This is a genomic window from Mycobacterium simiae (assembly GCF_010727605.1).
Classification (GTDB): domain Bacteria; phylum Actinomycetota; class Actinomycetes; order Mycobacteriales; family Mycobacteriaceae; genus Mycobacterium; species Mycobacterium simiae.
The window spans coordinates 2748332-2770200 of sequence record NZ_AP022568.1 but is presented as its reverse complement, the minus strand read 5'-3'; the positions used below and the strand labels follow the sequence as shown (position 1 = coordinate 2770200).

Sequence of the window (21869 nt, the reverse complement as noted above, 5' to 3'; positions counted from 1 at the left end):
CGGCCTCCCCGTTGGAAGCCGAGGCGGCGTTGACGGAGTTTTCGGGCAGGTCAGATTCTGTGTCAGCCATGGTTCCTGGATTCAGTCTGTTGCGTTGGCAAAAGCGGTCGGGGATCCCACGCCGCTGCGCAGGCTGCCGTCAAGGTAGGCAGCGCGGCAGGCGCGGTGGCCGATCTTGCCGCTGGACGTCCGGGGAATCGACCCCGACTGAACCAGCAGCAGATCACGAACGGTGACGCCATGACGCACGGCGATGGCCGCGCGGATCTCGTCGGCAATGGGCTGGTACTCGAGCTTGTGCGTGCCCGCGGCGCGCTCGGCGACGATCACCAACTGCTCGGAGGTGTCGTCGGGGTCGAACGTGAGCCCGGTGTGTGGGTTGTCGAACACCGCCTGCGGAAGCTGGTTGGCCGGCACCGAGAACGCGGCCACGTATCCGGTGCGCAGCGCCTTGCTGGCCTCCTGGGCCGTGTACTCGAGGTCCTGCGGGTAGTGGTTGCGGCCGTCGATGATCACCAGGTCCTTGATCCGGCCGGCAATATAGAGGTGGCCCTCGAAGTAGGTGCCGTAGTCGCCGGTGCGCACCCACAGCCCGTCATCGGCCGCACCCTCCGCGTGCGACTCGGGGATGCGCGACTTGAGGATATTGCGGAAGACGGAGTTGGTCTCTTCCTCCTTGCCCCAGTAGCCGGTGCCAAGGTTCTTGCCGTGCAGCCAGATCTCCCCGATCTGGCCGTCGGGCAGCTCGCTGGCCGTATCCGGGTCGACGATGACCGCCCACTCGTCGACGCCGACAACACCGGCGGACACCTGCGCGACCGCGTTCGGTGAATCCGCGGGCACCTTGACGAAGCGCTGGTTGTTCAGCTCGTCGCGGTCGACGTGGATGATGGTCGGCTCCTCGTCCATCGGCGTGGTGGAGACGAACAGTGTCGCCTCGGCCAGGCCGTAGGACGGCTTGATGGCCGTGTCACGCAGGCCGTACGGCGCGAAGGCCTCGTAGAACTTGCGCATCGACGCCGGCGACACCGGCTCGCTGCCGTTGAGGATCGCCTTGACGTTGCTCAGGTCCAGCGGCGGTTCGCCGTCTTTCGGGACGCCGCGCACGGCGGCGTGCTCGAACGCGAAGTTCGGTGCGACGGTGAAGACCTCGCAGTCCGGGGCGTCGTCGGGTTTGCGGGCCATCTCGCGGATCCAGCGGCCGGGGCGGCGCACGAACGCGGCCGGCGTCATGAAGGTGAAGTTGTGCCCGAGCACCGGCGACAGCAGCGCGGTGATCAGGCCCATGTCGTGGAAGAACGGCAGCCAGGACAGGCCGCGGTCACCTTCCTTGCCTTCCAGGCCGACCAGCACCTGCAGCACGTTGGTGGGCAGGTTGAGGTGGGTGATCTGCACACCGGTCGGGGTGCGCGTGGAACCGGAGGTGTACTGCAGGTAGGCGATGGTTTCCTCGGTGGCCTCCGGCTCGACCCACGTGGCGGCGACCTCGTTGGGCACCGCGTCGACGGCGATGACGCGCGGCCGCTCCTTGGCCGCCCGGGCCCGGATGAATTTACGGACGCCTTCGGCCGCCTCGGTGGTGGTCAGGATCGTCGAGGGGTGGCAGTCGTCGAGCACGGCATGTAGGCGGCCGACGTGGCCCGGCTCGCTGGGGTCGAACAGCGGCACCGCGATGCGGCCGGCGTACAGGGCGCCGAAGAAGGCGATCAGGTAGTGCAGGTTCTGCGGGCACAGGATGGCGATTCGGTCGCCCGGCGCAGTGACCTGCTGCAGGCGGGCACCCACGGCGCGGTTGCGGGCGCTGAAATCGCGCCAGACAATGTCCCGGTATACCCCGTCGCGTTCGGTCGAGAAGTCCACGAACCGGTAGGCCAGCCGGTCGCCGCGAACCTTCGCCCACTTCTCCACGTGCCGAACCAGGTTCGTATTATCTGGGAACTTGATTCGTCCGTTCACGATGAACGGGTTGTGGTACGCCATGCCGCTCTCTCCTGTCACCCTCGCCGGTCACCTGCTCCGGCGGTTCTGGTGTCGGCTTCGCCGACAGTTCGTCTGCGCGGGCCAGCTTCGCAGCCTCGTCCGGGGCGCCATCTGCGCCAGTCCGTGCGAGCTACGACCCCGGTAGAAAATCCACCAAACTCTAAATAGCTCTTAGTTTTCTCTTAATGTTAGGTGGCCGCGCGCAGTAGACCAAATCTCAAGGTACCGCCGATTGCCGCCGGCACCGGCCACCTACTCGCTGTGTCCCCAACCAGTCATCCGTGCTTGGGGTGCGGCGCGTTTTCGATGAGATTACGCGCCCAATTCAGCGTCCAATCCGTCGCCGCGGCGCCATCGAGGTTCCAGAACTGCGTCGTTGCGTACATGGCGTGAATCGGCTGACCCGCACCGCCGGCCAGGGTGTTGAGTGTATTCGGTAAGTTCGCGATGCTGAACGCCTCGTTCGGGGCGGCGCAGATCAGGTCACCCGGCGCGCAAATCTCGTTGGTTTTGCTGTTGAGATCGCCGAACCCGCCCGGCCGCGCCCCGGTCATCGTCAGCCCCATTCCGGACAGCACCGGCACCTCGTGCAGCGTGACTTCGGCACCCTCGCCGGGCGGGTTGGGCCCGATGTCGTTGCCGACGCCCTGCTGGCGCCGGCCGTCAGCGATCAGCGTCACCCCGAGCACCAGGTCATCGTCGACCGGGCCGCGACCGTTCCCGATATCGCTGGCGATATCGCCGGCGATCACCGCGCCCTGGGAAAAGCCCATCAACACGTAGCTGGTCAGCGGGCACTTGTTGGTCATGTCGGTCAGCGCCTGGATCGCCGCGCGGGTGCCTTCGGCGCGGCTCTCGTTATAGGACATCTGGGTGTCGCCGCTCAGCGGATTACGGAATTGCGCCGTGTAAGGGACGGTGTAGGTCAACACCCGGGAGGAGGGAAACTGCTCGGCGATCGCCCCGGTGACTTTGTGCAGCAACGCGTTCGGGAACTGCACGGGGTTGAGCGGATCGTCCTGCGGGGACGATTCCCAGGTTCCAGGAATGACCATCATTTCGACATCGGGACACGAGGCGTCCTGCGCGGCGGGCCGCGGCTTGTGCGGGTGAGTGCTGGTAGACGACGGCGGTAGCACACCCGGGGGCACCGCGCTGGGTGGAGTTTCGGAGCTACGCAGCATGGTCACCACGGCGACGATGACCAGCAGGACGACTCCGGCCATGCTGAGCGCGGCGGCCCAAGCGAGGATGCGGCGGCGCTTGTTGCGCCGGGAGTTCGTGGTCATGGTCTCCTGCTAGCAGAGTCGGTTGGTCGCAGCTCGAACACGGTCAAGCGGCCGTCCCGCCCTCTGCTGCTTCCAATACACCGTACCGGCTCGGCGCGCGGCGCCGTCCGTCCTGGCAAACCGGTCCCGGGGTTAGCGGATGGCGCCCACGATGTCGCCGGACATGGCGCCCAGCTGTCCCGACCAAGAGCCCCAACTGTTGTCGCCGCCGGCCGGGAAGTCGAAGTGCCCGTTGTGCCCGCCGACGCTGCGGTATTGCTGGTAGAACTCGCGCGAACTGCCCATCGCGGCGCCCGCCTGGCCGATCATGGCGGCGTCGTCACCGGCCTGGGTGGTCGGGCTGTAGATCCAGACCCGGGTGTTGTTCTGGGCCAACAACGCGGCATGCACGTAGGGGTCGTGCCACTTCCAGCGGCCCAGTTGCGGTGCGCCCCACATGCCGTTGCCGTCGACGCCGCCGAATTGCTGCAGCCCGGCCAGGATCGCGCCGTTGTAGTTGGTGCTCGAGGGGTAGACGAACCCGGACAGCGAACCGGCGAATCCGAAGCGGTCGGGGTGGAAGGCCGCCAGCGCCAGCGCGCCGTAGCCGCCCTGCGAGGCGCCGACGGCGCCGTGACCGCCGGGCGCCAGGCCCTTGTTGGCCGCCAGCCAGTCGGGCAGTTCGCTGGACAGGAAGGTGTCCCACTGCTTGCTACCGTCCTGCTCCCAGTTGGTATACATGCTCCACGCACCGCCGGCGGGGGCCACCACCGAGATGCCCTTGCCGGCCAAGGTGTTCATCGCGTTCCCGGCAGTCACCCAGTTGCTGACGTCGGGTGCCGCGTTGAAGGCGTCCAGCAGGTACACGGCGTGCGGCCCGCCGCCCAAGAAAGCCACCGGGATGTCGCGGCCCATGGCCGCCGAGGGCACCATCAGGCTTTCGTATCCCGCCGCCCTGACTTTGCCGACGATTCCGGTCGGCTGCATCACCAAGGCCAGCCCGGCCGCCAGTACTGCCACGCAGAGCACCCGGAGAACCGCTGGCAAACCCCGCACGACCGTCATGTCCACCCTCCATCGTGTAGTCGCTGTGTTTGCACAGTAACCAGCGCCGCAGTACGGCCGACCCGCAGGGTAGTGAAACACGTCACACTGCCGGAAAAGAACAGCGGCGGGAACCCCTAAGAGTCCCCGCCGCTGTTGCCGTGCTGCGTGTTTAGGTGCCCTGGGTGGAACCAGCGGCGGCTGCCGCGGTGGCCGGCCCAGCACCCGGGGTCGCGCCGAGCGCCGACTGCAGGTCGGGCAGCATGGCGTGCAGCTGCGCGCCCCAGTACGGCCAGTCGTGCGTGCCGTTGGCATCGAAGTTCCACACCGCGTTGTGGCCGCCGGCCTGGTTGTAGGCGTCCTGGAACTTCAAGTTGCTGGTCCGCACGAAGCCCTCGAGGAACTTGGCGGGCAGGTTGTCGCCACCGAGGTCTGACGGCTTGCCGTTACCGCAGTACACCCAGATGCGGGTGTTGTTCGCGACCAGCTTGCCGACCTGCAACGACGGGTCGTTGCGCTGCCACGCCGGGTCGCTGGACGGGCCCCACATGTCGGCGGCCTTGTAGCCACCGGCGTCACCCATAGCCAGGCCGATCAGCGACGGCCCCATCCCCTGCGACGGGTCCAGCAGCGCCGACAGCGAGCCGGCGTACGGGAACTGCTCGGGGTGGTAGGCGGCCAGGATCAACGCCGACGAGCCCGCCATCGACAGACCGACAGCCGCGCTGCCGGTCGGCTTGACCTGCTTCTGCGCCGACAGGTACTGCGGCAGCTCGCTGGTCAGGAAGGTTTCCCACTTGTAGGTGGTGCAGCCGGCCTTACCGCAGGCGGGCTTGTACCAGTCGGAGTAGAAACTCGACTGGCCGCCGACGGGCATGACCACCGAGATGCCCGACTGGTTGTACCACTCGAACGCCGGGGTGTTGATGTCCCAGCCGTTGAAGTCGTCCTGCGCACGCATGCCGTCGAGCAGGTACAGCGCCGGCGAGTTAGCGCCACCGCTCTGGAATTGGATCTTGATGTCCCGGCCCATGGCCGCCGACGGAACTTGCAGGTACTCCACCGGCAGACCGGGGCGCGAGAACGCCCCAGCGGTTGCCGAGCCCCCCACAACGCCGATCAGACCCGACAGCAGGGCCGCGCCTGCGGCACCCACCACGAGTCGGCGTGGCATACGTGCCACGGCGTCGCGAAACCTGTCAACAAGCGTCATCCTTGCTTCCTCATCTTTTCGGCGCGGCCTTCAGCAGAACGCGTCGTCGATTGGTTCGGACTGCATGCGCAATGGGCGCGGCAGTACTGAAGTAGTGAACCACACGATCCGGCGGGGGCTCTCATCGAGGAGACTCCGCAAACCGTCTGCCGGCGGAGTTTTCGTCGGCTTTTACCGGCCCACGGACCGAGAAAAACGGACGTTTACGCATGTGCCGGGCGGTGTTCGCGCACAGGTCGGCGCCCAGATGTGAATTTGCTGTCAGCGTGGGTCACACGAAAAATTGAGATTGGTTCGTGATCTGTGAGATTTATCCCCGCAATATCACTGTCGCGATCACTGTCGCGGTGGCGGGGGAATCGCTTCGGGCACCGGCAGGCCACACCGAGCGAGTTCATAGCGCGGCACCCGATCGATCCGATAGGCGGTGAATTCGAAGGAGTGCAAGAAGTTTGAGACGAACCGATGCAACGTCATCGGAGCGCGCACCGCGGCCAGCACGGCCTTGGTCTCCGGGCACTGCAGAGCCGCCACCGCCTGAGCAACCCAATTCACGTCCAGATAGCCCGGCACACCCGGGTACACCTTCACCCATGGTCCGTCGGCGATCACCCAGTCGGGGAACAGGTTCTTGTCGTGCCCGATCCGCCCGTGCTCCAGACGCTGGGTGTGCTGAGCGAGCGGGTTGGCCAAGCCGATCTGGTCGATCACCCGGACGTCGAGCCCGACGTTCATGCCCAGCATGCCCAAGTTCGTGAAAAACACTGCGTGCTGCGGCTTTTGCGGTGGTTTGCCATCCGGGGACGGCAGCATGGGAACCAGATCCCACTGCGTGTAGTTGCCGGATGGCAACAGCAGCGCCCCGTCCGGCGTGTTGTCCAGCGCGGTCAGCACGGCGGCCATCCGCGGGTAGTCCAGGTAGTCCTCGGCGGTCAACGGGTGGGCGTGCCCGGTCGCTTGGGCGTAGAAACGCCGCTCGTCGACGATGCCGGTGTAGGTGACGTGGGTGGCGTCGTAGCCCATCCCCGGCGAGTTTGCTGCCCACAGCGACCAGCCCGCCAGACCCAGCCACAGTAGGCCGGCCGCACCGGCCACCCAGTACCCCGTCTCGCGCGAGTAATCCTGTCCGTCGGGAACCAGCACCGGCACCACGGCGACCGGTGCCAGCAAACAAAACAGCGGCGCCAACAGCACGCGTGCATGCATGAAATCGCCGCCCTGTCGCGTCCAGTACAGCGCCTGCAGTAGGCCACTCACCAAGACGAAGGCGACCACGGCCGGCGGGCTCTGGACGCGGCGGGCCAGCCGGCCGTAATTGGGCGCCAGCATCGGGCGCAGAAACGAGGGCCGGCGCCGCGCTGCCATCACGATCAATCCCAGCGGCACCAGCAGCAGCACCGGTAGCCACACGACGTAGGGATGAACGAAGTTGGACAGATAGATCATGCCCTGCGACCACTTGTCACCTGCGGCGTCCTTGGCCAGCGCGGTGCCGGGCACGAGCAGCCCGTAGTAGCCCATCCGGAAGATCTGGTACCCCACCGGAAGCAGTCCGCCGGCCACCACGATCAGCAGCCGGCGGCGCCAGGTTCGGGCCGCCGTCAGCATCATGATCAGCGCCAGGCCACCCATCAGCGCCAGCTCGGGACGCACCAGCACACTGAACCCGGCGACGAAGGCCAGCGCCCCGACGAACAGGTCGCTGTCGGGCCGGTTGCGCACCGGCTGGGACCAGCACACCATCATCCACCACAGCAACCCCAAATACGCTAGCGTCAGGCCGTTTTCCAGGCCGGAGGTGGCAAAGTCACGCGCCGGCGGCAGGGCGATGTACACCAACGCCCCGGCGGGCAACATGATCGCGCGGCGACCCCGCAGGCTGGGGGCGTAAAGTCGGCCGGCGCCCAGCATCAGCAGCACCACACCGGCGACCGACAGCGCCAGGGCCAATGCCAGTGCGACGTATTCCAGCCGCAGCGGGCCGCCGACCCAGCCCCCCGCGTACATCAGGTACGTCCAGGCCGTCGAGGTGTTCGCCTCCACCCGCTCACCCTGGTTGAACACCGGCCCATTACCGGCCAACAAGTTGCGCACGGTGCGCAGCACGATCAGTCCGTCGTCGGCGATCCAGCGCCGCTGCCACGCACCCCACCCGAACAGCGCGGCGACCACCGCCACGCTGATCCACAGGCTGGCCCGAACCACGGTGTCGTACGGGAACGGCGACCGGCCACGCCGCCTGCCCCCCGCCCGGCGGCGCATCACCTCACGCTTGATGGCCTCCAGGCCGGGACTAGCCGAAGGCAACCGCGGCACCAACCGTTGCGATCCACGCCAGGAACAGCAGCTGCAACACCCGGTCGCGCAGCGCGATGTCTTCGGGCTCGCCGGCCAGTCCGCCGTCGACGTCGACGGCGTAGCGCAGGATCGCGATCGTGAACGGGACCATCGACACGGCAAACCAGGAACCCGAATAGCGGTCCCGCTCGAAGGCCCACAGGCCGTAACACATCACCACCGCGGTTGCCGACAGGGTCCAGACGAACCGTAAATAGGTGCTGGTGTAGCTCTCAAGCGATTTGCGAATGGCCGCTCCGGTCCGCTCGGCCAGCTGCAATTCGGCATAGCGTTTACCGGCCACCATGAACAGCGACGCGAACGCCGCGGTCAGCAGAAACCACTGGGACAGCGGGATATCGGTGGCCGCGCCACCGGCGATGGCCCGCAGCAAATACGCCGACGACACGATGCAAATGTCCATCACCGCTTGGTGTTTCAGCCCGAAGCAGTAGCCCAGTTGCATCGCGATGTAGACGGCCATCACCACGGCGAGGTTGGGGGTGAGCCACCACGACAGTGCCAGCGACGCCGTTCCCAGCACCGCCGCCAACACATAGGCCAGCCATTCCGGCACCACACCGGCCGCGATCGGCCGGAACCGCTTGATCGGATGCTCGCGGTCGGCCTCGACGTCGCGGACGTCGTTGATCAGATAGATCGCCGACGCGGCCAGGCTGAACACGACGAACGCCACGCCCACCTTGGTCGCCACTTCGGCGTAGTCGTAGCGGACGCCGCGGCCGGCCGCGGCCACCGGTGCGGCCACCACCAACACGTTCTTGACCCACTGGCGCGGGCGCATCGCCTTGATCACTCCGGTGATCAGGTTCGCCGGCGGCCGTGCGGTCACCACCTCTTCGCTCATCTCGGACACACCTATCTCGACTTCCTATCGAGCCAGAGTGCAAGGCGTGCGACGGCGGCGCCGAGCGCCACGCCGAAAGCGACATCGCTGGGATAGTGCACGCCCAGCAGTATCCGCGACAGCGCCATCGGCGGCACCAGTACCGCCGCGCTCAGTCCCCGCGGCAGTCCGGCGGCCCGTCCCATCAGCAGCGCCGCGGCCGTGGTCGAGGTGGCATGCGCGGACGGGAAGCTCAGTTGGCTGGGGGTGCCGACGTTGACCTGGACGGCCGGGTGATGCGGGCGCCTGCGGCGCACCGCCCGCTTGATCAGCACCGCGGCCGCGTGCGCGGTGAATGCGCCGCCCCCGGCGATCAGCCAGTCGCGGCGCCGCACCGGCGCCACTACCGCGCCGAACACCGCGAGGATCAGCCAGCCGAGGCTGTGCTCGCCGAAGTGCGACATCGAGCGGGCCACGGCCAGCGCGCCGGGCCGGTCGGCCAACGCCGATTGCACGGCCACCAGCACGGCCACCTCGCCGGTCGGCGCCTGGACTGCGGGTTCACCCATGCTGTGCTGCGGGCAGCAACGCCGTCTCCCACTTCTGCTTGCTGGACAGCACCGGCAGTGCCCCGCGGTAAATCCGGCGCATCTCGTCGAACCGGCGCAGCAGCTGACGTTGGCGGCGCAGCGACTGCAACAGCAAGGTGAACATCTTGCGGCGATCGCGCTGCCGGTAGACCACCCCGCATCCGTCGGCCGTGGTGACGGTGACGCCGTCGACCGTGCACAGCCGGAACCAACGCGCGTCCTGGGTCGGCACGTTGTACTCCGGACGCCGGTGGCTCTCGGGGTCGGCGGCCGTGAGGTTGTGCAGGATTCCCCGGGCCAGCCGGTAGCCGATCGACACGGGATTCACCGGCGGCTTCATCGCCCTGGTTTTGTCCCGCGGCGGCGGCAGCTCGCTGGCCGCCGGCAGCACGACGGCGTCCGGGTACTCCTTACGCAACCGGTGCACTTCCGGCAGCGCTGATTCCAGGATCGAGAAGATGTGCTCCGGGCCGGCCAGAAAGTCGTCGATGGCCCGGTTCTGGATAGCTACGGTCGAATATTCAAGGCAAGCAAGGTGTTTGAGTGTGGCCTTGAGATGGCTGCGGACCAGTCCGGTGATGTCGCCGTCCCAGTGCAGGGCCGCGACCACCAGCCGGTTGCGCAGGTGGTAGTAGGCCTGCCAGTCGATCGCGTCGTCTTTGTCACTCCACGCCATGTGCCAGATCGCCGCACCGGGCAGGGTCACGGTTGGGTAGCCGTGTTCGCCGGCGCGCAGACCGTACTCGGCGTCGTCCCATTTGATGAACAGCGGCAGCGGCTGGCCGAGCTCCTCGGCGACCTGTCGCGGGATCATGCACGTCCACCAACCGTTGAAGTCGACGTCGATGCGCCGGTGCAGCAGGGCGCTGCGTTCGTTCTTGTCCCCCAACGGGAATTCGGCGAAGTTGTGGTCGTATTCGGCGTGCGGCGCGGCGGTCCACATGAAGTTCGACTGGTCGACGACCTCGCCCATGATGTGCAGGTGCGAGGGCTCCTGCAGGTTGAGCATCTGGCCACCGATCAGCATCGGCGACTTGGCGAAGCGGCTCAGGGCCAGCACCCGCAAGATCGAGTCCGGCTCGATGCGGATGTCATCGTCCATGAACAGAATCTGGTCGCAGTCAGTATTTTTCAGCGCCTCGTACATCACCCTGCTGTAGCCGCCGGACCCACCGAGGTTGGGCTGGTCGTGAATGGAGAGCCGGTTACCCAGGCCCGCGGCCGCCGCCGCGAAATCGGGGTGATCGCGCACCTTGCGGACCCCTTGGTCCGGCACGATCACCGCGCCGATTACCGCGTCCACCAAGGGGTCTGCGGTGAGATCGGCCAGCGCGTTGACGCAGTCGGCGGGACGATTGAAGGTGGGGATGCCGACGGCGACGTTGGCCGTGCCGGGGGCGGGCTCGCTCGCATACCAACCCCCGCTGCGCAGGGTGACCTCGGTGTCGGTGGTGATGTCGAACCAGATCCAACCGCCGTCCTCGAATGGCTTGAGCGGCACCTCGATTTCGACGACGGCGGGCTGTTCGTCGGTGCCGACGAACTGGCGGCCTTCCACCGATATCCGCACCCCGGTGGCTTTGGTGCGATACACGTCCAGGCGCCCAGTTCCGGTCACCTCGACCCGCAACACCACCGATGCGCAAATCGACCAGCGCCGCCAGTAACTGGCCGGAAAAGCGTTGAAGTAGGTGGCGAACGACACCTCGGATTCCTTGCCGATCTCCAGCGAGGTGCGGCTAGTCGCGTGCGCGCGCCGCGCGTTGGTGGTCGACTCCTCCAGGTACAGCTTGCGGACGTCGAGCGGTTCACCCGGTCGCGGCAAGATGATGCGAGACAGCAAGCTCACGGCAGTCATTGGGCGCCACTCCTCATCGTGCGTCGCTGTGCAGCGTCGTGGGCGCACATCAACGCGCGCCTTCGTCTTTGGTCCCGGCGGAGTCCTCGTCCTGGGTCAACGATGCGCCGTCACCCAGGTGCGGCGCCAGGACGTTGTCGTACATGTTCAGTGCGCTGGCGATCGCCATGTGCATGTCCAAGTATTGATAAGTCCCTAGGCGACCGCCGAAAAGCACCTTGGCAGAAGCGGTTTCGGACTTCGCCCGGGCTCGGTAGGCGGCCAGCAGGGCCCGGTCGGCCTCGGTGTTGATCGGGTAGTAGGGCTCGTCGTCGTCGGCGGCGAACCGCGAGTACTCCCGCATGATCACCGTCTTGTCGGTCGGGTAGTCGCGCTCGACGTGGAAGTGCCGGAACTCGTGGATGCGCGTGTAGGGCACGTCGAGGTCGTTGTAGTTCATCACCGGGGTGCCCTGGAAGTCCCCGGTCGGCAGCACTTCCAGCTCGAAGTCCAGGGTGCGCCAGCCCAGGCGCCCCTCGGCGTAGTCGAAGTAGCGGTCCAGCGGGCCGGTGTAGACCACCGGGGCGTCGGGGCTGTCGGCGCGAAGCTGGTCGCGGACGTCGAACCAGTCGGTGTTCAGCCGGACCTCGATGCGCTCGTCGGCGGCCATGTTTTCCAGCCACGCCGTGTACCCGTTGACCGGAAGGCCCTCGTAGGTGTCGTTGAAATATCGGTTGTCGAAGGTGTACCGCACCGGCAGCCGGGTGATGTTGGCCGCGGGCAGCTCCCGCGGATCGGTCTGCCACTGCTTGGCGGTGTAACCCTTGACGAACGCTTCGTAGAGCGGCCGACCGATCAGCGAGATGGCCTTCTCTTCGAGGTTCTGCGCGTCGGCGGTGTCGATCTCGGCAGCCTGCTCCGCGATCAACTGCCGGGCCTGGTCGGGGGTGAAGTATTTGCCGAAGAATTGCGACACCAGGCCCAGGCCCATCGGGAATTGGTAGGCCTGCCCGTTGTGCATCGCGTACACCCGGTGCTGGTAGTTGGTGAAGTCGGTGAACTGGCGCACGTAGTCCCAGACCCTCTTGTTGGAGGTGTGGAACAGGTGCGCGCCGTACTTGTGGACCTCGATGCCAGTCTGCGGCTCGGCTTCGGAGTAGGCGTTGCCACCAATGTGTGGGCGCCGCTCCACGACGAGCACGCGCTTCCCGAGTTGGCTTGCCACGCGCTCGGCGATGGTGAGGCCGAAGAAACCGGAGCCGACGACGAGGAGGTCAAAACGAGCGGTCATCGGTTGCTTAGGGTATCGGACCCCGCGGGGCTACCCCATCCGGCGAGCCGGAAGGACCGGGGTTAGAGCACGTAAAAAGTGGTTTGCAGTGATTCGAATCGCACGTAACGCGCAGGGTCGCAAAAACCTCACGATTCAATATCGCCACTCTAGTAACAGCCTTCTCACTCGTACCATCAATTCTGTGTGGTTCCCACCGGAACGGACCGGCCGGGCGCCCCAACACAACCGATAGATTGAGGAGACTTCCGTGCCGAATCGACGCCGTCGCAAGCTCTCGACAGCCATGAGCGCGGTCGCCGCCCTGGCAGTGGCGAGTCCTTGCGCGTACTTCCTGGTTTACGAATCGACCGCCGCCAGCAAGCCGGTGGAGCATCACGAGTTCAAGCAGGCCGCAGTCATGACCGACCTGCCGGGTGAGCTCATGGGAGCGCTCACCCAGGGTCTGTCCTCGTTCGGGATCAACCTCCCGCCGGTGCCCGCCTTGGGTGGTGCCGGGACCACCGGCCTCACCAGCCCTGGGCTGGGTTCTCCCGGCTTGGGGACCACCGGTTTGACCAGCCCGGGCTTGACCAGTCCCGGCCTGACCAGCCCCGGGCTGGGAACGCCTGGCTTGGGCACCCCCGGGGTGGCGAATCCGGGCCTGACCAGTCCCGGCCTCACCAGTCCTGGCTTGACGAGCCCCGGTCTGACGCCGGGTGCCACGGGCCTGACCAGCCCGGGCGCGCTGCCGCAGCCCGGTGTGCCGACCCCTGGCTTGCCGACGACGCCCGCAGCAGGACTGAACCCGGCGCTGACCAGCCCGGCCGGACTGACCCCCGGCGTGGGTACCCCCGGCGAAGTGCCGATCAGTGCTCCGCTGGACCCGGGTGTCGACGGTACCTATCCGATCCTGGGTGACCCGTCGACGCTGGGCGGCACCTCACCGATCGGCGGTGCGGGCAGTGGCAGCGGCGGTGGTGGCGGACTCGTCAACGACGTGATGCAGGCCGCCAACCAGCTGGGTGCGGGGCAGGCCATCGACCTGCTCAAGGGCCTGGTGATGCCGGCCATCGCGCAGGCCCAGCAAGGTGGTGCGGCCCTGCCCGGTGCCGCGGGCGCCCTGCCGGGTGCCGCGGGCGCGTTGCCGGGTGCCGCTGGTGCGCTGCCGGGCGCGGCGGCCGCGCTGCCGCATGCGGCCGGTGCCCTCCCGGCGGCCGGTGCTGCCCTGCCCGCCGCGGGCGCTGCCCTGCCGGCGGCCGGTGCTGCGCTCCCGCCGGCGCTGCCTCCCGTCTAGAACCTTTGGGGGTTTTGTCACCTGACGGCACCGCAGAGTCACCACACTCTGCGGTGCCGTCGAACGTTCGGGCCAAGTCAGGGACACACCGACGACGTGTCGTCACATAAATAACACCAGAAACACAAGTAACATCAGCTGGTGTCGTCTCGTCGCCGCGCGCCCACGACGTTCCTCACTGCCGTCGCGGCCACGGTTGTGCTCGTGTCGACGGTGGCGGATCTGACCCGCGAGCACGGCAGGCTCACTACGGCGGTACCGACCCGCGACACCCAACTCGCCGAACAGCCACTGGTCGGGCTCACCGGCGGCGTCACGGTCCGCGAGCTCACCCAACCGACGCCGTTCTCCCTGGTCGCGTTGACCGGCGACCTGGCGGGCACGTCGACCCGGGTGCGCGCCAAGCACGCCGACGGCTCGTGGGGACCGTGGTATCAGACCGAGTACGAAACCGCGGCACCGGACAAGGCGTCCGCGGGCGACTCGCCCCAGCCCGGTCCCACCGAAGGACCCCGCAGCACCGACCCGCTGTTCGTCGGGACCACGACCACGGTGCAGATCGCGGTCACCCGCCCGCTCGACGCCGCGCCCACGCTGCCGCCCGTGCTCCCGAAACCGGACATCGACCTGGGCTACCGCCCCGCCTCCCGCGAACAGCCGTTCGGGCAGAACATCTCCGCCATCCTGATCTCCCCGCCCCAGGCCCCGGTCGACACGCAGTGGACGCCGCCATCCGGAGTCGTGATGCCCGGCCAGGCGCCCCCCATCATCAGCCGCGCGCAATGGGGCGCCGACGAGTCGCTGCGCTGCGGGGCCCCGCAATACGACAACGGGGTTCGCGCCGCCGTGATCCACCACACCGCCGGCAGCAACGACTATTCGCCGCTGGAATCGGCGGGCATCGTCAAGGCGATTTACACCTACCACAGCAAGACGCTGGGCTGGTGCGACATCGCCTACAACGCGCTGGTCGACAAGTACGGCCAGGTGTTCGAGGGCAGCGCCGGCGGGCTGACCAAGGCCGTCGAGGGCTTCCACACCGGCGGGTTCAACCGCAACACCTGGGGCGTGGCGATGATCGGCAACTTCGACGACGTACCGCCGACGCCGCTGCAGCTGCGCGCCGTCGGCCGGCTACTGGGCTGGCGCCTGGGCCTGGACGGCGTGGATCCCAAAGGCACGGTGACGCTGGAGTCCGCGGGCAGCCACTACACCACCTTCCCGGCGGGCGCCTTCGCCACGCTGCCCACCATCTTCACCCACCGCGACGTCGGCAACACCGATTGCCCCGGCAACGCCGCATATGCGTTGATGGACGAAATCCGGGATATCGCAGCCCATTTCAACGACCCACCGGAGGAACTGCTCCAGGCGTTGGCCGGTGGCGCGATTTATCAACGCTGGCAAGAACTCGGCGGGATGAACAGCGTGCTGGGTGCACCGACCTCGCCCGAGGACAACGCCGAAGGCGGTGCCCGCTACTCCACCTTCGCCAGGGGCGCCATGTACTGGTCGCCGGCCACCGGCGCACAGCCAGTCACCGGTGCGATCTATGACGCCTGGGCCGCCCAGAGCTACGAGCGCGGCCCGCTCGGCTTGCCGACCAGCGCCGAAATTCAAGAGCCGCTGCAGATCACCCAGAACTTCCAGCACGGAACGTTGAACTACATCCGTCTCACCGGCAGTGTCAACCAGGTGCTCGACGGCATCACGACACAACTCTCCGCGCAAGAACCGAGCGCCCCGGAAGTCCCGCCCGAACACTTCTCGTTGCCTACCCACCCCGACAGCTGACGCCTGACCGCAGCCGGCGCGGGTGCGTACTACTGTGCGATCTGTGCCCGAGACCCCGTACCTGAGCCTGGATCTCGCCCGGGTGCGGCAGAACTACCGGGCGCTGCGCGCCGCGTTGCCGGGAGCGCAAATCCGCTATGCGGTCAAGGCGAATCCGGCCGAACCGATCCTGCGGCTGCTGGCCGGCGAGGGCTGCGCTTTCGATGTCGCCTCAATCGGTGAGATCGAGACGTGCAGCGCGGCGGACATCAACGGCGCGAGGCTGACGTTCGGCAACACCATCAAGAAAGCGATCGACATGGCCCGGGCGCACGCACGCGGGGTTCGGCGATTCGCCTTCGATACCGAGCAGGGCTTGATCGACATTGCTGAACACGCCCCGGGCGCGGCGGTGGAATGCCGTATCGCAGCGAACTTCCCGGCGTCGGTGACGCCGTTCGGGCATAAGTTCGGCTGCGCGCCGCAAGCCGCGGCCCAGCTGTTGACACGTGCGGTTGCGCTGGGACTGCGCCCGGAGGGCATCTGCTTTCACGTCGGCTCGCAGCAATTGGATCCCGGCGCGTGGGCTCTCGGAATACAAAGTGCCGCATCCATATTCGACACCGTCGGGGAACTCACGACGCTCAACATCGGCGGCGGTTTCCCGGTCCGCTACGCGCTCGATGCGCCGCATCTCGACACCATCGCCGCGGCCATCACCGCCGCGCTGACACGGCATTTCGGCAGCCGACCACCCCAGCTCGCGGTGGAGCCCGGCCGGCTGCTGGTCGCCGCGGCGGGCACCATCACCTGCCAGGTGGTGGCGGTGCGCACCGGCACCGATACCCGGCGCTGGGTGTACCTCGACATCGGCCGCTACGGCGGCCTGGCCGAGACCGAGAACGAATACATCCGATACCAGCTGCGCACCGACCGCGACGGCGATCGGCTCGCCGACGCGGTCATCGCCGGACCGACCTGCGACGGCGACGACGTGCTGTACCGCAGCTATCCGTTGCCCGTCACCCTGGCCCCCGGTGACCGGGTCGAGATCCCGGGCACCGGCGCCTACACCGCCAGCTATGCCTCGGTGTCGTTCAACGGATTTCCAGCACTGCCAACATATTTCGCCGACACACCCGACGTCGCGCCGCGCCGGGAGATCGTCGAGCCGCTGGCCCCGGGATTGACGCGATGTTGGCGGATCACCGAGGTCATCTGCGACGTGGACACCGGTTTCCAGCATCTGGTTATCGGCCGTACCCAGCAAGGCGTCACACTATTCAGCGACGACGAACGGCAGAGTACCGAATTCAGCCAGCTCGTCTATCACGAAGCGCTGCTGGTTCCCGCCCTGCTGTTGGCCGGTGCGGTGACTCGGGTCCTCGTCATCGGCTCGGGCGAAGGGGTGGTCAGCCAGCTCGCCGTCGCGGCCGGTGCCGCCCGAGTCGATCACGTCGACATCGATCGCGACGCGGTGCGGCTGTGCGCACAACATCTGCCCTACGGCTACAACGCCGACGAATTGTACAGGGCCGAAAGGGGATTCGGCCCGATCGCGATGCATTATTGCGACGGCTGGGAGTTCGTGGAGCGCGCCGACGCATGCTACGACATTGTGGTCATCGACCTTCCCGACGAGCGAGTCGAACCCGCCCAGCACAATCGCCTCTACGACACGGCATTTTTGCAGCGCTGCCGCGACATTGGTCGCGTTGTGGTCACACAGGCCGGCTGCCCCACGCTGTGGCGCAACGAGTCACTACGCCTAGCGTGGCGACGCTTTCGTGAAACCTTCAGCACCGTAAGTTATTTCGGCAGCGACGAACACGAATGGTCATTTCTCTGCGGGCTGGCCGATGCCGCCGCCGATCCCGTCGCAATGATGGTGGCGCGCTTGCCGTCACTACCCTACCGGCCGCGCAGCATCGACGCCGACACCCTCCGAGCGGCCTGCGTGCCGCCGAAGAGCCTGCGCGCGGGCTAGATCGACCTGCGCGCGATGTCCTGCAGGATGGTCCTCATCTCGTCCCGAGTAGCCTTTCCCGACTCGCTTTCCGCCTTGGCCAGCCTGATCAGCAGCCACCCCGACAGGCCCACGAACCCGGCCAGCAGGGTCTGATAACCCTCGGGGCCCTCATCGAGGTAGCCCTTCGCCCGGCCGATCGCGAAATCCACGTTGTCCGGATCCGTCGTCCACGCCGTCATCACATCGACGGCCACGCGAAGCTGCTCACCCGCTTCAAACATGTTGGTGCATCAGAGGATTGCGACGGCAACCACGATGCCCAACGCGACCTGCGCGGCGGCCACCATGAGCGCCTCGTACTCGAATGCATCGGCATTGAACACCGCGTCCATGTCGATGCCAATCACCAACGTCGCGATCCGCATCATCACGACCTGAGCGACGATCCCGACCAGGCCGAACACTGCCGACCCCGCCAGTCCCTCGAGTAGTTTTCCGGACGACGAGTAGATGGCCAGCACCACGATCAACGCCATGCTCACCATGCCCGCGGCTGAAACGACGATCGCATTGGGCTTGCCGGCGCCCACCATCCGGCGCAGCGGGCCCGGGGTGGTCAGGTCGATGGCATAAAACCCGACCAGCATCAGGATCAGGCCGACCACCGCGTACAAGACGATGGCTCCCGCGCCCCGGCCGAGCACGGACCAGTAGCCGTGATCCCAATAACCCGGATTCAGCGCCACGATGGTTGTTGTCATCCTCGATCAACTCCGTTCACTTGCTCAGCAGTTCACTGCGGGGGAATCCGGTGTGGGACAAAGGCCGCGCCGTCGTCGGTGATCAATCCCGCGGTCTCGCGGATACCGAGACCGGCCGCCGAATCGCCGACGATCCAGGCCCCCAGCGCGGGGCGCATGTCGTCGAACTCCGGCAACGGGTCGAGCAACTGATACACGTAGCCCTCTTCGCCGTACACACCACCGGTCGCGGTCTCCAGACCGGCGCCCACGACGGTGATGTTCGCCCCCTCCCGGCCGAGCTTGGGTTTGCGTACGTACTCGGTCAGCTCGTGCGGATCATCGATGTAGGCGGGCAACAGGTTCGGATGTCCCGGATACATCTCCCACAGCACCGCCAGAATCGCCTTGTTCGACAGCAGGGTCTTCCATAGCGGTTCGATCCACGCCGTCTGCGGCAGGCTGGACACCACGTGTTTGCCGAAGTCGTCATCGAGCACCCACTCCCACGGGTAGAGCTTGAAGACCGCGTCGATCGGGGCCTCTTCCAAATCGACGAAACGCTCCAGGGCGGAGTCCCAGCCGAGGTCCTCGATCACCAGGCCCACGGTCTGAAAACCCGCCTCCGCCGCGGTTTCCTGCATATAGGTGGTGGTGATCTGATCCTCACCGGTGGCTTCCACCCCGGACCAGCTCAGGTGCAATTCGTCGCTGGGCAGCACATCCCGCAGCTGCTTCCAGCGGTCCACCAGTTGCTCGTGCAGTGAGTTCCACTGGTCATCGTCGGGAAAGACGTCCTTGAGCCAATACCATTGCAGGATCGCGGCTTCCAGCAGTGTCGTCGGGGTGTCGGCGTTGTACTCAAGCAGTACCGCCGGCCGGCGCCCGTCGTAACGCAAGTCGAAACGCCCGTAGACATGTGGGTCGGAGCGGCGCCACGACTCGGCGATGGGCTGCCAACTCCATTCCGGCAAACCGAAATCGGCGAACCGTTCCATCAACACCACCTGCTCGACGGCGTTCAGGCACATCGAGTGCAGCAGTTCGACATCGGCTTCCAGCGCCAAGATCTCGTCCATGTCGAACACGTAGTGGACCGATTCGTCCCAATACGGCCGAGCGCGGCCCCTCGCGTCGCGCGCGGGTGTCCCGTATACCAGCCCTTGGGATTCCACGATCGTCTGCCACTTCGGCCGTGGCTGGTGCCTGGCGCGCTTCACGATCCGCTGCTCTTACTCGATGAGCCACCAAGACCGCCGCGCGAGATGGTGGTTCCGGACTTCGTGGTGATGGTGGCGCCCTTGGGTGCGACGGTGGTGCCGCCGCTGGGCCGCGACCCTATCGTCCCGGAACTGCCGTAGTAGTACCGGTATTGGTGTCCACCGAAGAAGAAGAAGCCGTTGAGCCCCGCGGTGTGGCCGGTGCAGTAACTGTCCGGCACGATGATCGGCTGACCGCTCGGATCGTCCTGGACGCATTGCGCGGTGACGGTGGGCGAGGAAAACATCCAATACCCCAGGCCGGCCACCAAACCGACGACACCGACGCCCGCCGCGGCGCCGATCAATATCCGGCGCTGGCGGCGGCGCTTCTCCTCGGCTTCCAGCCGTGCCTGCTCCAGCGCCTTCTGCTTCTTGGCGTACTTGTCTCGCGCGCGCAGCTCGGCCGGTGTCGGAGGTCGCGGCTTGGTCGTCTGAGCATCCTGGAATTCCATGCTGCCGCCGGAGGAAAAGTCTTCGGACCCTTCCTCATGGGTCGGTTCCTCATCCGGCTCGGCCGGGTCGCCGGCGCTGGGCCGCGGTGTCGGCGACTTGTCGTCCGCCGGCTCGCCGCCCTTGGTCGGGTCTTCGTCGGATTCCACTACCGGTCCTTCGGCCCGGACCCCACGCCGCGCGCGGCATCGCCGCCGGTCAGGCGAGCGAACACCTGACGACAAGCGACGGGCCGGAAGGCGGGCACGCGGGCAGTCTGCCACATTTTGCTACGGCTGGGGCGGAGCTCGGCGGGGCTACCGCCACCGCTGGTCGCTAGCCCCACCAACGCTCCAGCACGCGTCCCACTCCGTCGTCGTTGTTACGCGCGGTCACCTCGTCGGCGGCGGCCAGCACGTCGGGATGTGCATTGCCCATCGCCACGCCGCGCCCGGCCCAGCGCAGCATCGGCAGATCATTGGGCATGTCACCGAACGCCACCACCTGGTCGCTGGCGATCTCCAGCGGCGCGGCCACCTCTTCGATGCCGGTGGCCTTGCTGATGCCCAGCGGCACGATCTCCACCAGCCCGTTGTTGGTGGAGTAGGTGATGTCTCCCTCGATGCCGACGTGTTTGGCGAGCTCGGCCGCCATGTCGGCGCTGCGGGCGCCGGCCTGCCGGATCAGCAGCTTGATCGCCGGCGCGCTGAGCAGGTCATCAATCGACACCTCGGTGTTGTCCGGGTTCAGCCACGCATGCTCGTAGCCCGGGGAACTGACGAACTGCGGCGTGGCGGTGTCGTGAGCGCTGCGACCGATGCGCTCCACCGCCAGACCGGCACCCGGGATGACACGCATCGCGAGCTCGGCTAATTCGGCCAAGGTGTCCACCGACAAGGTGCGCGCCGATACCACCCGATCGTGGGCCGGGTCGTAAACGACGGCGCCGTTGGCGCACACCGCCATCGGCGCGAATCCCAGCTCGTCGACGATGGGGCGTATCCACCGTGGCGGGCGCCCGGTTGCCACCACGAAGGTGGCGCCCGCGGCGACGGCGGAGCGCACGGCGTCGCGGGTGCGCGGAGTGATGGCCTCGCTGTCGTCGAACAGGGTGCCGTCGACATCGCACGCGATCAGCGCCGGCCTCGAAGTCGGCCCTGTCATCGAGGTGTCATCGAGCCGTCACTGAGCCGATCCGACCGTCAGCCGCACTCGTCAATGCCGTCCGCTTTGCGACTGTCCGGGCCGGGTCACCCCATCGGTTCCGTATTTCTGCACCCGCTGCTGCAATTCGGCCAGCCGGATCGCCTGCGAGTCATCCCGGGTCGGCGCGCTGCCGCCCAATCGCCGCGGCACCCAGAACTCGCCCTCGGGGTGCGGATACTCCTCTTGCACTTGGTACAGCAGCGCGTTCATGGCCTGGCGCAGCGTCACATTGAGCTGCTCGACCGTCCCGTGCGGCGGGATCGGCCGTCCCGCGGCCACGGTGATCGGAACCTTGTTGCGGAACACTTTCTTTGGATGATCCTTTGGCCAGATCCGGTGGGCCCCCCAGACGATCACCGGGATGATCGGCACCTGGGCTTCCAGCGCCATCCGCGCCGCCCCGGTCTTGAATTCCCGCAGCTCGAAACTGCGGCTGATGGTGGCCTCGGGATGCATGCCGATCAACTCGCCGGCACGCAGCCGCTGCACCGCCGCGGTCAGCGCGTCGTGGCCGTTGCGGCGGTCCACCGGAATGAGCCGGGCGTGCTTGATCACGTAGTCGACGGCCTTCACGTCGGCCATCTCGGCCTTGATCATGAAATACATCCGCCGGCCCCGCTCGCGCGCGGCGAACAGCGCCGGGAGCCAATCCAGGTAGCTGGTGTGGTTTTGCGCGAGCAACGCGCCACCCCGCTGTGGAATGTTCTCGAGTCCGCGGAACGTGAACTTGGTCCCGTTCATCGCGACAAGTGAGGGAACGACTAATTCCCCGAACCGATAGAACGGCTCTGCCATCTCTTCTCCTTC

18 protein-coding genes are annotated in these 21869 nt (G+C 66.9%); 3 read left to right on the top strand and 15 right to left on the bottom strand.

What is annotated here, in order from left to right; all coding sequences use genetic code 11:
• Nucleotides 1-81: 81 nt before the first annotated feature.
• From fadD32 to glf, 9 genes are all read right to left on the bottom strand, one after another.
• Complete coding sequence (gene fadD32 / locus G6N33_RS12870; RefSeq protein WP_044509013.1) at nucleotides 82-1980, bottom strand: long-chain-fatty-acid--AMP ligase FadD32; 1899 nt, start codon at nucleotides 1978-1980, stop codon at nucleotides 82-84.
• Nucleotides 1981-2255: 275 nt separating this feature from the next.
• On the bottom strand, nucleotides 2256-3269 hold the full coding sequence (gene culp6 / locus G6N33_RS12865; RefSeq protein WP_044509014.1) for a carboxylesterase Culp6: 1014 nt from the start codon (nucleotides 3267-3269) through the stop codon (nucleotides 2256-2258).
• Nucleotides 3270-3401: 132 nt separating this feature from the next.
• Entirely contained in the window at nucleotides 3402-4313 is a 912-nt protein-coding gene (locus tag G6N33_RS12860; protein ID WP_408632777.1) for an esterase family protein, read from the bottom strand.
• Between the two features lie 151 nt (nucleotides 4314-4464).
• Nucleotides 4465-5505 (bottom strand): diacylglycerol acyltransferase/mycolyltransferase Ag85A, encoded by a 1041-nt coding sequence (gene ag85A / locus G6N33_RS12855; RefSeq protein WP_044509015.1) that lies wholly within the window; start codon nucleotides 5503-5505, stop codon nucleotides 4465-4467.
• 336 nt (nucleotides 5506-5841) lie between these two features.
• Nucleotides 5842-7812, bottom strand: a complete 1971-nt coding sequence (gene aftB / locus G6N33_RS12850; protein ID WP_269473954.1) for a terminal beta-(1->2)-arabinofuranosyltransferase — start codon at nucleotides 7810-7812, stop codon at nucleotides 5842-5844.
• Nucleotides 7799-8710, bottom strand: coding sequence for a decaprenyl-phosphate phosphoribosyltransferase (locus tag G6N33_RS12845; RefSeq protein ID WP_044512553.1), 912 nt, complete (start codon nucleotides 8708-8710; stop codon nucleotides 7799-7801). Before G6N33_RS12845 ends, aftB begins: the two co-directional genes overlap by 14 nt.
• 11 nt (nucleotides 8711-8721) lie before the next feature.
• A complete protein-coding gene (locus tag G6N33_RS12840; RefSeq protein ID WP_044509018.1) occupies nucleotides 8722-9258 on the bottom strand; it encodes a phosphatase PAP2 family protein in 537 nt (178 codons plus the stop codon).
• Nucleotides 9251-11137: a glycosyltransferase gene (locus G6N33_RS12835; protein WP_044509019.1), complete on the bottom strand. Its 1887-nt coding sequence runs from the start codon at nucleotides 11135-11137 to the stop codon at nucleotides 9251-9253. The genes G6N33_RS12840 and G6N33_RS12835 overlap by 8 nt, the downstream gene beginning before the upstream one ends.
• A gap of 49 nt (nucleotides 11138-11186) precedes the next feature.
• On the bottom strand, nucleotides 11187-12407 hold the full coding sequence (gene glf / locus G6N33_RS12830; RefSeq protein WP_044509020.1) for a UDP-galactopyranose mutase: 1221 nt from the start codon (nucleotides 12405-12407) through the stop codon (nucleotides 11187-11189).
• A gap of 250 nt (nucleotides 12408-12657) precedes the next feature.
• On the opposite strand from glf, the gene G6N33_RS12825 reads away from it, so the two are divergent.
• The 3 genes from G6N33_RS12825 to G6N33_RS27745 all read left to right on the top strand — a co-directional run bounded on the left by G6N33_RS12825 (nucleotide 12658) and on the right by G6N33_RS27745 (nucleotide 17443).
• Nucleotides 12658-13683 carry a PirG gene (locus G6N33_RS12825; RefSeq protein ID WP_179962686.1) on the top strand — a complete coding sequence of 342 codons (1026 nt, stop codon included), beginning with the start codon at nucleotides 12658-12660 and terminating at the stop codon, nucleotides 13681-13683.
• 141 nt (nucleotides 13684-13824) lie between these two features.
• On the top strand, nucleotides 13825-15477 hold the full coding sequence (locus tag G6N33_RS12820; protein ID WP_044509022.1) for an LGFP repeat-containing protein: 1653 nt from the start codon (nucleotides 13825-13827) through the stop codon (nucleotides 15475-15477).
• 43 nt (nucleotides 15478-15520) lie between these two features.
• Entirely contained in the window at nucleotides 15521-17443 is a 1923-nt protein-coding gene (locus tag G6N33_RS27745) for a spermine/spermidine synthase domain-containing protein (RefSeq protein WP_269210871.1), read from the top strand.
• On the opposite strand, the gene G6N33_RS12805 is transcribed toward G6N33_RS27745, so the two are convergent.
• From G6N33_RS12805 to G6N33_RS12780, 6 genes are all read right to left on the bottom strand, one after another.
• On the bottom strand, nucleotides 17440-17706 hold the full coding sequence (locus G6N33_RS12805) for a hypothetical protein (protein WP_044509023.1): 267 nt from the start codon (nucleotides 17704-17706) through the stop codon (nucleotides 17440-17442). The two genes, G6N33_RS27745 and G6N33_RS12805, sit on opposite strands and share 4 nt — an antisense overlap.
• Before the next feature lie 9 nt (nucleotides 17707-17715).
• Nucleotides 17716-18186, bottom strand: a complete 471-nt coding sequence (locus tag G6N33_RS12800) for a DUF350 domain-containing protein (RefSeq protein ID WP_044509024.1) — start codon at nucleotides 18184-18186, stop codon at nucleotides 17716-17718.
• Between the two features lie 32 nt (nucleotides 18187-18218).
• A complete protein-coding gene (locus G6N33_RS12795; protein ID WP_044509025.1) occupies nucleotides 18219-19385 on the bottom strand; it encodes a glutathionylspermidine synthase family protein in 1167 nt (388 codons plus the stop codon).
• Nucleotides 19382-20026 (bottom strand): hypothetical protein, encoded by a 645-nt coding sequence (locus G6N33_RS12790; RefSeq protein WP_231382514.1) that lies wholly within the window; start codon nucleotides 20024-20026, stop codon nucleotides 19382-19384. Before G6N33_RS12790 ends, G6N33_RS12795 begins: the two co-directional genes overlap by 4 nt.
• Before the next feature lie 166 nt (nucleotides 20027-20192).
• Nucleotides 20193-21020 (bottom strand): Cof-type HAD-IIB family hydrolase, encoded by an 828-nt coding sequence (locus tag G6N33_RS12785; protein WP_044509026.1) that lies wholly within the window; start codon nucleotides 21018-21020, stop codon nucleotides 20193-20195.
• 51 nt (nucleotides 21021-21071) lie between these two features.
• Complete coding sequence (locus G6N33_RS12780; RefSeq protein ID WP_044509027.1) at nucleotides 21072-21857, bottom strand: lysophospholipid acyltransferase family protein; 786 nt, start codon at nucleotides 21855-21857, stop codon at nucleotides 21072-21074.
• Nucleotides 21858-21869: the final 12 nt, after the last annotated feature.